The 10,329-nt window shown below is 55.3% G+C and carries 10 protein-coding genes; 8 read left to right on the forward strand and 2 right to left on the reverse strand.

The window, feature by feature from the left end; genetic code table 11:
• Window positions 1-313 precede the first annotated feature (313 nt).
• Window positions 314-490 carry a hypothetical protein gene (locus ASG48_RS18330; RefSeq protein ID WP_156381561.1) on the forward strand — a complete coding sequence of 59 codons (177 nt, stop codon included), beginning with the start codon at window positions 314-316 and terminating at the stop codon, window positions 488-490.
• A gap of 266 nt (window positions 491-756) precedes the next feature.
• Here ASG48_RS18330 and ASG48_RS11400 read toward each other — a convergent pair whose 3' ends face one another.
• Window positions 757-1,023 carry a hypothetical protein gene (locus ASG48_RS11400; protein ID WP_055849560.1) on the reverse strand — a complete coding sequence of 89 codons (267 nt, stop codon included), beginning with the start codon at window positions 1,021-1,023 and terminating at the stop codon, window positions 757-759.
• Between the two features lie 387 nt (window positions 1,024-1,410).
• Here ASG48_RS11400 and ASG48_RS18335 point away from each other — a divergent pair, with 387 nt between their 5' ends.
• From ASG48_RS18335 to ASG48_RS11420, 5 genes are all read left to right on the forward strand, one after another.
• Entirely contained in the window at window positions 1,411-2,082 is a 672-nt protein-coding gene (locus ASG48_RS18335) for a hypothetical protein (protein WP_156381562.1), read from the forward strand.
• Between the two features lie 154 nt (window positions 2,083-2,236).
• Complete coding sequence (locus ASG48_RS11405; protein WP_055849563.1) at window positions 2,237-2,473, forward strand: ribbon-helix-helix protein, CopG family; 237 nt, start codon at window positions 2,237-2,239, stop codon at window positions 2,471-2,473.
• Window positions 2,474-2,481: 8 nt separating this feature from the next.
• The gene (locus tag ASG48_RS11410; protein WP_055849567.1) at window positions 2,482-2,775 is read left to right on the forward strand and encodes a type II toxin-antitoxin system RelE/ParE family toxin; all 294 of its coding nucleotides are present in this window, start codon (window positions 2,482-2,484) and stop codon (window positions 2,773-2,775) included.
• Between the two features lie 96 nt (window positions 2,776-2,871).
• Window positions 2,872-3,213: a hypothetical protein gene (locus ASG48_RS11415; protein ID WP_055849568.1), complete on the forward strand. Its 342-nt coding sequence runs from the start codon at window positions 2,872-2,874 to the stop codon at window positions 3,211-3,213.
• 44 nt (window positions 3,214-3,257) lie between these two features.
• Complete coding sequence (locus ASG48_RS11420) at window positions 3,258-3,476, forward strand: hypothetical protein (RefSeq protein WP_055849569.1); 219 nt, start codon at window positions 3,258-3,260, stop codon at window positions 3,474-3,476.
• A 13-nt stretch (window positions 3,477-3,489) separates the two neighbouring features.
• Here the strand turns inward: ASG48_RS11420 and ASG48_RS11425 are convergent, their stop codons facing one another.
• The gene (locus ASG48_RS11425) at window positions 3,490-3,963 is read right to left on the reverse strand and encodes a VOC family protein (RefSeq protein WP_055849572.1); all 474 of its coding nucleotides are present in this window, start codon (window positions 3,961-3,963) and stop codon (window positions 3,490-3,492) included.
• A 1,003-nt stretch (window positions 3,964-4,966) separates the two neighbouring features.
• Between ASG48_RS11425 and ASG48_RS11430 the strand changes: the two genes are divergently transcribed.
• The gene (locus ASG48_RS11430; RefSeq protein ID WP_055849780.1) at window positions 4,967-7,078 is read left to right on the forward strand and encodes a DNA methyltransferase; all 2,112 of its coding nucleotides are present in this window, start codon (window positions 4,967-4,969) and stop codon (window positions 7,076-7,078) included.
• Between the two features lie 3 nt (window positions 7,079-7,081).
• Entirely contained in the window at window positions 7,082-9,670 is a 2,589-nt protein-coding gene (locus ASG48_RS17955) for a DEAD/DEAH box helicase family protein (RefSeq protein ID WP_082529415.1), read from the forward strand.
• Window positions 9,671-10,329: the final 659 nt, after the last annotated feature.

Genomic DNA, 10,329 nt, shown 5'->3' on the forward strand with positions numbered 1-10,329 from the left:
TGTCGCCGACGCGCTGGTGCGGCACCCGCCCATCCTTCGGCTTTGGATAAAGCGGATGCTGTTCGAGAAAGCGCTGCATGTCCGCCTGATTTTCGAAGCGGCCTGAGGCGTGTCCTTCGAGCGCTTCGACTACAACCGATGCCGCCGGCTCCTGGCGTACTAGCACTCGGCCATTGAGGCCGGCCACGCGCTCATAAGCATAGCCGGACGGCGCAGCGAACACGGCGAAGCCGTTTTGAAGGCGCGCCTGCATCCGGTTGACCGTCTGCTCCGCATTGTTCACGCGATGATAATCGGCAAAGGCCACGGTGACATGCTCCATCAACCGCGAAGACGAGCGGTCGTCGAGCACCCCGGCCGGCGTTTCCAGGATCGCGCCGAGTTTCGCGATCGTCCGGCGAAGATCGGCGTGGACGTAGAAGTCGCGGGTAAAGCGATCGAGATGGTCGAAGACGATGCGGTAGCGAGCCTTTTTGTCCGCTTCGACTAAAGCCAGCATTTCCCGCAGACCAGGCCGGCGACTCTCGCTGCCTGTGAGCTGGTCGCGAAACACCCGGACAACCGTATGGCCCGAACGCTGACAGTAATCGCGCAGGCGCGTTTCCTGTGAGGCGAGGCCGTCGCCCTCGCGCTCCTGCTTTTTGCTGGAGACGCGGCAATAGATCAGCGTTTGGTATTGTTGCGCGCCGATGGTTGGCGATGGATGTTTCATGGCTGGCATCGTGTGAGTTGGCGGTGTCTCCGGTTCAGGATCGGCTAGTCTACCTCGGGCGAATCGGCTGCGGCAGCGAGGAAGAGGGGCGAGACAATCTGCCCCCAGCTTTCTGCCGGGATGTCCATCTCTACGCACATGCGCATCATGTCCCACAGAATGCGCAGCAGCTCGCTGGCCTGCTCGTCGCTGAGTTCGAGACCGTTGAGATAAGGTCGATAGTCCGCAGGGTCGAAATCGGCCATCGAGGCGATCGGTGAAACCGCCTCGCGGTCACCTTGGGAAGAGGGTGTGTGTTGGTCGGTCGTCATAATCGCCTCCTTCCGTAGGGCGCGCGAACGGATTGCGCCGCTGGCATGGCGCCGGCTTGGTCCGTCCGATAAGGTTTTTGATAGCGATCAGATTGCCAGAGCAATCGACTAAACTTGCCGGCTTTCAGCCGATCCAAGATCAATCAGTATCGTTCCGCATCATACTCACAAATATGAGAACACTACAAGAACAAATTCCTATTTCTTCATCAGTTCTGTCATTGGTTATATGGAGCTAACACCGACAACGCTGCAAGCCGAGAGGTCACAGGACTCTAGCACCACAAGCCTCGCTTCCGAAGCATGCGGCATATAAAAGTATCAACAATTTTAAGCGGTTAGCGAAGGTCTTGCCGTGGCGGAAAATGCTCATGGACATGCGCCCGCTTGACCGCACATTTTACGCTTATGACCAGCAAGGGACGCTATCTCCGCGGACAGAAAAACAGCGATCGCCAGATCGAGCACATCCTGCTTGGTTACGCGGAAGGGCTCACAGCCGCCGCGTTCATTCGACGCTCGAAAACCGTCATGCGCGACCCTCCTGCTTCGAGAACCGTTTATCTGATTTACCGTCTGCTGCGGAAGCGCATTTCAAAGTTCCCTTATCCCACCGGGAATTTTTGGTTTGAAGCAGCTCTCGATGACGACAGCGAAATCGGCGCGCTTATCCAAGAAATTTATCACAGTCTCGATCCGCTAGCGCAAGTCACGAGGCAGGTGAAAGCGAGAAGGGGACTGACAGCCGGCAATTACTACGAAATGCTGGGAGAGTTCCAGTTTCGCGCGCACTACTCGCTTCCGCCGATGATCTTTCTTCATCATATAAAACGCGTCGTTCGTATCACCGGCCGCCTCAACGAACCGATGCGCAATGAGTCTCAACTTCTGCATGAACTGGACATTCTGAGCTGCCGGTTCTTTATGAATTACGCTCGCACCTACTTTGCGGGCGACGCGGCATCGATCGCGAAGGTGATCGAACATCACGAAAATCATATCACGATCGTTCGGCGACAGATGCGGCGCGCATATAGGCGCTCAAAGTCCCCGGCCTAACCAAAATGTATTTGCCCATCCGCCTCTCCCCTCCGCCACGATTCGTGTTTCGAGAACAGGTGGGAAGCGACAGAGTTCAATGGCCGCCTGCGGTTGTGGGTCAGGAAGCCCGAAACCACTGGCAGCCCCAGGCGGGTTGTGGCACAATTAACACATGACCAGAGCCCTAGAACTCCCGGACGATCTTAGCCGTCGTATCGACCTTTTGGCCGAGCGTTCGACCCGCACCCGCGCTCAGATTATCGAGGACGCGCTTGCGCATGGCCGCTCACTGGCGTGGCAGGAACGCTGGCAAGCCGGCGTTCAGGCCGGCATCGAAGATGCAGATCGGGGCGAGTTCGCGACCGACGAAGAGATCGCGACCGTCCTCAACAAATACAGCCAGGCCTGATCCCGCCGGTGCGGATCGCCTGGACCAGACGCTATCTCGCGGAGCTTGCGGCCATCGGCGACTATATCGGTGAGCGCAACCCACGCGCCGCCGCCCGGATCGTCAACGACATCCATTCCAAGACCGCCACTCTGCTCGCCGCCAATCCATTCATTGGTCGTACCGGGGAAATACGCGGCACGCGTGAACTGGTCATACCCGGCACGCCCTACATCGTGGCCTACCGCGTCCAGCCCGACAGCATCGAAATCCTCTTCGTCCAACACGGCGCGCGTGAATGGCCGGAAGGCATCGACCCGTAAGCTGCCGACCGTTTCGCCCATCACATTTCCCGGCGCGGGATTCACGACGGACAAAGCCTCACGTACCATTGTCTTCGTGACGAATGGAGGCTGACCATGACCACGCGGCGCACCGTGCTTGCCGGAATGTTGGCGGCAGCGACTGCCGGAGCGGCCGGAGGTTCCGCCATATCCGCGCTGGCGTTCCCACTGCCGGAAAATCTCACGCCTGAGTTCCTGCGGACCTTGGCGGCATCCACCAGAAGCCGCAACCCGGCCTCCGCTGAGATCATCAAGCACTACGGACACGCCGCGCCAGCATACTTTCGCGAAAGGTTTGCCCTGGACGCGGAGATTTGGGACCGCATGGCCGATCAGCGCGAACCGTTCGACCGCCTCGAAGCGGAAATGTTCGAGCGGGACCGGGCGTTGATCGCCCGTTATGGGATCGTTCTGTAGTCGTTCACTATATCGTTGGGGTCCCCTGCAAAAGGAGAGCATCCGTGAAGCCTCCCCGTTTCGTCACCGTCACGCTGGAACTGCCGGACGAAGTCCTGCGGTTCCTTGAGGCCACCAGCGACGACATCGAAGCGACCATGTCCGGCATACTGGCAACGGCGGTCTGTGATCGGATGGACAATGATCTGACGGAGGCGGAATGGCATGCCGCACGCGATGAGCAGGAGCGTCAGATCGCGGAACACGGGGTCATTCCATTCTGAACGAAAATCGCCTTCAGCCCCGCCGCGCCGCTTCGATCGCCGCCACGTCGATCTTGCCCATTTCCATCATCGCCGCGAAGGCTCGTTTGGCTTCGTCACCACCCGCCGCGATCGCTTCGGTCAGAATGCGCGGCGTGATCTGCCAGGAGATGCCCCAGCGATCCTTGCACCAGCCGCAGGCGCTCTCCTGTCCGCCGTTGCCGACGATCGCATTCCAATAGCGGTCGGTCTCGTCCTGATCCTCGGTGGCGATCTGAAATGAGAATGCCTCTGTATGCGTGTAGGTCGGCCCGCCGTTAAGGCCGAGGCACGCGACGCCGGCAACGGTGAACTCGACCGTCAACACGTCACCCTCTTTGCCGGACGGATAATCGCCAGGGGCACGGTGAACTGCGGTCACATGGCTATCGGGAAACGTCTCTGCGTAAAACCGGGCAGCGGCTTCGGCATCCTTATCGTACCAGATACAGATCGTGTTCTTTGCCATGGGGCGTCTCCTCGAAGGAGATTGTGCCAGCCTTTTAGCCACCGATCCACGTTAAACGCATCAATCGAGAGCAGCCCGTATTCAGCACAAAAACCAGCCCGTCGAGCCAAGTTCCCAACCGAAGCAAAGCAGCGTCACCGCCCCAGCGATATGGAAAGCCTTAGCGTCGGCGGAGCCAGTAGCGAAAAGTGCAAGATGTGCGCGGTAGTACCGCGCCCACTTGGCAAGGGGGCCGCTGCGCGCCCCCGTTGCATCCCCCAGCAGGGCGCATCTGTCGGCATCGAGCCTTGTCTGCGCCAGTGAAACGTCCGACGTTTCATCGCGACAGGAGGAGACTTCAATCTTCCCCCATGTACCCCCATGAGGAAGGGCCCTTCCTGCCCCTTGCCATCCCAGACTCTCCCGAGCGGCCAAACCGTCCGCCGCTCGGATACCCGTAAGGGCTTTCCCGCCCTGAAACACGACCAGGGCTATTGCCGCCCCAGAACCGCACCATGCCTTCTCGCTTGAGACGACGACCGCAGAATTCTGCTCTCCTCTTCATCCCCTATTAAGCTAGCGGGATTTCACTCTCCGCCTGCACCGCAGTCGGCGAACGCGGCCACGTTCGATCCGTCCTATTCACCCGAGCGCAACGATTGTATCGCCGCTCGCTTGCACGATTGCGGAGTAGGCGTTCGGGACGAAGGAATCTTCGCTGTCGCCTCCCGTAGGATCGAACAAAGGCATGTCCGTCAGCTTCGCTCTTTGCGCCAAATCCCCGTCGTGCTCGGGCGCGGCAGCGCTGCTGGAACCGGGACACTACCGCCGTCATACTCGGCTGTGCTTTATGGTGATTCGAGGTGGTGGAGCGCAATCAGAGACATCAACGAAACGAGCCCGTCATGCCGCGTCGCAACCTCTGTGGATATCCGTTGAGGTTATATCGCCATAAGGTTGTTTTGTAGCTATCGTATCGCAGCCCTTATCACTGAAATCAAGACGTAAATCGCAGGATAATTCCGTGTCTCGACTAACAGAGTTGCTTGCGCAAGCAAAGAACAAAGACCCTGCGCTTGGACAAGAGCTTGAACACGAATTCAAGGTACTCTCTTCTCGACGTTCCTTCGGTCTGAACTTCGAGCGGCATCGTCCGGAAAACGTGGAGCTTCCCGGCAGGCCTATTCGCAAGGGTGACAAGGTTCGCATCCTACCCCCGCGCGCCACGACGGCCAAAGGCGATCAAAGGCTTTGGAAAGTGTTGAAGCTGGAAGGGACTGGCGACAAGAAAACCGCACAACTTGAATTGCTGGATACAGCTCAATCCGAGCGACAAAAAATTGCGGTTGTGGACCTTATTGTAGTGGCTGAATTCAAGGACTTCATCTACCCCGGCCTTATAAGCACCGGGAAGGTAAAGCACGGAGGAGAAAAACCGTTTCATACCATCATCAACAGTGAAAATTTCCATGCGCTTGAGGCGCTCACGTTCACACATCGCGGCAAGATAGACGTCATCTATATTGATCCCCCCTACAATTCCGGCGCGAAGGACTGGAAATACAACAACGATTATGTGGAAAAGGAAGACCTCTATAGACATTCAAAGTGGTTGGCGATGATTGAGCGGCGGCTCCTCATAGCCAAAGAACTTCTCAATCCAAGAAATTCAGTTCTCATAGCCACAATAGACGAAAAGGAATATCTCCGTCTCGGATTGCTACTGGAGCAGTCATTTCCAGAAGCGCGCATTCAAATGATCTCTTCGGTGATCAATCCGAAAGGGGTGCCTCGTGACGGGCTCTCGCGCGTTGATGAATATATATTTGTCTGCCTGTTTGGGGCCGCAGAAGTACAGGGGCAAATCAAAGAGGGAAGCGCAGGCACGGAAGTTAGATGGCGCGGCCTGACTAGAACAGGCGCAAACGGAATACGAAGCAAATCGCCGGGAGCCTTCTATCCGATCCTTTTCGACAATTCAGGAAGAATTGCTCAAGTTGGCGAACCCTTGCCACTTGAAAAAGGTCCGAACGATTACACGCCGCCCAAGGGCTTACATCCTGTATGGCCGACGCCTCGGCCAAACGGCGGCGATGGTCGGTGGTCTGTCGTTCCAGAGACGCTCAGGTCACTACTCAAAATGGGCGCAGTTAGGGTTGGGAAGGTGAATTTTGAAAAGAACCAATTCCCAATTTTCTATCTTACTTCTGAACAGCTGAAAGCCATCGAGGACGGAAGCCTTGTTGTAAAAGGACACAATAATCATGGAACTCTGCGTGTTTACTTCAAGGAGGACGGAGGGCGTAGATCAGCGCCTCGAACAGTTTGGGACAATGTGAGTCATAGTGCTAGTGAACATGGGTCCATGCTGCTGCGAGAAATAATACCTGGGCGGAACTTTCCGTTTCCGAAATCACTTTATGCTGTAGAGGATGTGCTTAGATTATTTGTCGCAGAAAATTTGTCGGCAACTGTACTCGATTTCTTCAGCGGTTCCGGCACAACAGCACACGCCATAATGCGATTGAACCGTCAAGACGACGGGCGTCGTCAATGTATTTCGATCACCAACAACGAAGTAGCCGCAGATGAACATGCCGCTCTTCGCTCTCAGAACCTCCGCCCCGGCGATGCTAACTGGGAAAAATGGGGTATTTGCGACTACATCACCAAGCCTCGGATTAAAGCGGCGATTACAGGAAAGACGTCGGAGGGAAAGGACATCGCAGGTTACTACAAATTCACTGACGAATTTCCAATGTCAGAAGGCTTCGAAGAGAACGCTGAGTTCTTCACGCTGACTTACGAGACGCCGGTTGCCGTCAGCCACAACCGAGCCTTCGAGCGGATCGCCCCACTTCTGTGGATGCGAGCAGGCAGCGAGGGGACGCGCATTGAGAATCTTCCCGCGCAAGGCTGGGAGGTGGCAAACACCTACGGCTTGCTGATCGATCTTGATGACGCTGCTGCCTTCGTCAAGGCTATCAAGAACAGTAATGGCATTCGCGTGGCCTTCATCGTCACGGACGACGAACGGCGCTTCCAAACCATTATCCGCAGCATGCCTGACACGATTGAGCCGGTTCGGCTTTACGAATCCTACCTCACCAACTTCCGGTTTTCGATGGGTCGTTGAAAAATGAAATTCACCCTTAAAGATTATCAGGAAGAAGCTGTCAAAGACGTCCTCGACAGGTTGAAAAAGGCCCGCAAGCGTTGGCGCGAGGATGGCGATAAACATGCCTTCTCGCTCACCGCTACCACAGGCGCGGGCAAGACTGTTATGGCAGCAGCCGTTTTTGAAGCGCTGTTCTTTGGCAATGACGAGTTCAATGTCGAAGCCGACCCAGGCGCGGTGGTTATCTGGTTTAGCGATGATCCATCTCTGAACGAGCAATCTAAATGGCGGTTGAATCAGTCATCCGACAAGCTGACCGTTTCGGACCTCGTGACGATCGAAAACACCTTTAATCGTGACAGCCTTGAACCGGGGAAAGTCTATTTCCTCAATACGCAGAAGCTAGGCAAGAACAGCTTACTTGTGCGTGGTCACGATGCAGGCGAAGGCAAGGATGAGCGACTTCCCATGCCGGATGCACGCGCTTTCACGATTTGGGACATCATCCAGAACACCATCGAACACCCAGATTTGACGCTCCACCTTGTGCTCGATGAAGCGCATCGCGGGATGGGAGAGACCAAAGCAAAAAACGGTGACGGCAAGCCGACCATCGTCAAGCAGCTTATAAATGGCACCGGATCTGTTCCCGGCATTCCGATTGTCTGGGGCATATCCGCAACCGTCGAACGCTTCAACAAGGCGATGGAGGGAGCAAAAGGCCGTGACACCCTCTCTAACGTGGTTGTCGATACGAAAAAGGTGCAGGATTCCGGGCTTATCAAGGATGTAATCATTCTTGATGTGCCAGACGAAGACAAAGGCGACTTCTCAACAGTCCTGTTACGCCGTGGCACCAACAAGCTGAAGGCGATTTCCGAGGCATGGAATACCTACGCCGAACAGCAGGGCGAAGCTTTCACCGTGGTTCCGCTTATGGTGCTACAAGTGCCTAACTCACCGGATCACAACGAGATTGGCAAGGCGCTGGAGACGATCTTCGCAACATGGTCAGACTTACATCCGGGGTGCGTTGCAAACGTGTTTGGCGAGCACAGGACCGAAACATTTGGCAGCTACAGCATTCCCTATATTGAGCCACAGCGCGTTCAGGAAACGAAAGACATTCGCATTTTAATTGCGAAGGACGCCATCAGCACAGGTTGGGACTGCCCACGCGCCGAAGTGATGGTTTCGTTCCGTGCGGCAACGGACAAAACTCACATCACGCAGCTTCTGGGCCGTATGGTGCGAACACCGCTTGCCCGCCGCATCCCAGGCAATGATATACTGAATTCCGTCGATTGCCTTTTGCCCCGGTTCAACAAGACGACAGCGGAAGAAGTCGTTGACTACCTCACCAAGGGTGGTGAATTCGGGGAAGAGGCAGCGACGGGTCGCGTTCTCATCAATCCGGTGGACTTGAAGCCGAATCCGACCATTCCGGAAGATGTTTGGGTGAAGTTGGTTTCCCTGCCTTCCCAGTCACTGCCGAAGCGGCAGTCTCGCCCCGTGAAGAGGCTTACTATTCTGGCCCATGAACTCGCAGCGGACGGACTGCTTCCCGGCGCTGGCAGGAAGGCCCATGCGGTCTTGCACAAGGCTCTGGACAACGCTCAGGTCAAATACGCGCAGGAAATTACGAAGGCTCGACAATCGGTTCTTGAGGTGGAAGGCCAATCGGTAAAAACTGATATGAAAACCGGGAAGAAGAGCTTCGATGATTTTCTGGAGGCTGCTGACTACGCTGTTATTGAAGACGCCTATAGACGGGCTGGCCGCATTTTCAGCCCCGATATCGCAAGGACATATGCCGAGCACGTCGTAGCCCAAGCCAGCGAAAGCGAAGATGAGGATGCGGCCCTGATCGACGCCCACACTACCATTGCCGCCCTTGGTCTGGTATCGGCCATCGGTCCAGAGATAGATGCAGAAGCTGAGAAGTTGGCAAACGAATGGCTGACCAAACACAAAGGCGCTATCAAGACCCTTACGGACGAACGGCAGGAGTCATATCGACAGATCAGAGAGTTGAGTGCTCACCCGTTGGACGTTGAAATTGCCCGACCCAAGGCTTGGATACAGGCAACAACCGTACGTGAGCCGAACGGCACAGAGCGCGCTTTGCCTCGATTTGAGAAACACCTTCTTTGCGACAGTAAAGGTGCATTCCCGATGGAATTTGGTTCATCGTGGGAAGAAAAAGTTCTACACGCTGAACTGAAGCGGGAAGGCAACGTTGCATGGTATCGCAACCCCGATAGGGCGGCACAGGAATCCCTAGGCATCACATACGAAGACGGTCACGATATAAAGATAGTTCGCCCAGACTTCATTTTCTTTTCGCAACTTGGCGATAAAACTATAGTGGCAGACATCGTTGATCCGCATGGCATTCAATTCGCCGACGCTCTCCCTAAACTGAAGGGCCTGGCAAGGTATGCTGAGGACAATCCCAATATTTACCGCCGGATTGTTGCCGTAGCCGAGATTGACTCTTATTTCCGTATACTTGATCTGATGAAAGACAACGTAAGAAAAGCGATTTATACGGCTACTTCGGCAAAATCATTATACACCAGTTCAATTGCAGAAACTCTCGACTCTTGATCTTTTGTTTAGACCCTTAGCGACTATAGGACTTTGACATTCTAGCCGTTAAGGAATTGAAGTCTTTCGGTATTTTTACTATTGGAAAATGTTGAGGACAACCTGAGCTAGCGACTGGAATAATTGAACCGTGAGTGATCTAAATCATTCATGAGCGAAGAGACCGGGTTCCTGAATTGGATCGACAAGCAGCCCGACTGGGCCCGCGACGCCCTTCGGCGACACGCTCAATCGCCTGGCCACGATATCAGTACGATTGATCGCAGTGATATCGAGGCACGTGTTCGCGCAGCCGCAGGACTTCTGGGGGAAGTCCAGCTGGACCATGTTCATCTAACAGGGGACCATCTGACATTCGGGCCAATTGCTGGTCCACGTGCACTTTTATGCTCTTTGGGACCTGTGACGAATCTCGGGCGGATCGCGTCTGACCAGAAGCTTTCATTTGCGACAGACGGCATAACGCTCATTTATGGGGACAACGGCAGCGGGAAGAGTGGTTATTGCCGCATTACCAAAAAGGTATGTCGAAGCCTTACGAGCGACCTCCTTCAGGGTGACTGTTGATTTCCACTGAGAGCTGACCCAGGATTTCCATCAAGAACTGACCCGGCTTTGACGATGTTGGGCTGGTCAGGCCTTGGTCAAGTTCCGAGTTT

It is taken from the genome of Aurantimonas sp. Leaf443 (assembly GCF_001425575.1).
In the GTDB taxonomy this organism is placed as follows: domain Bacteria; phylum Pseudomonadota; class Alphaproteobacteria; order Rhizobiales; family Rhizobiaceae; genus Leaf443.

What these genes read in the sequence shown, in the direction of transcription:
- ASG48_RS11405 (WP_055849563.1), top strand. Translation starts at nt 2,237, where the DNA reads ATGACCAGAGCCCTAGAACTCCCGGACGATCTTAGCCGTCGTATCGAC.
- ASG48_RS18330 (WP_156381561.1), top strand. Translation starts at nt 314, where the DNA reads ATGCTCCATCAACCGCGAAGACGAGCGGTCGTCGAGCACCCCGGCCGG.
- ASG48_RS11400 (WP_055849560.1), bottom strand. Translation starts at nt 1,023, where the DNA reads ATGACGACCGACCAACACACACCCTCTTCCCAAGGTGACCGCGAGGCG.
- ASG48_RS11425 (WP_055849572.1), bottom strand. Translation starts at nt 3,963, where the DNA reads ATGGCAAAGAACACGATCTGTATCTGGTACGATAAGGATGCCGAAGCC.
- ASG48_RS17955 (WP_082529415.1), top strand. Translation starts at nt 7,082, where the DNA reads ATGAAATTCACCCTTAAAGATTATCAGGAAGAAGCTGTCAAAGACGTC.
- ASG48_RS11415 (WP_055849568.1), top strand. Translation starts at nt 2,872, where the DNA reads ATGACCACGCGGCGCACCGTGCTTGCCGGAATGTTGGCGGCAGCGACT.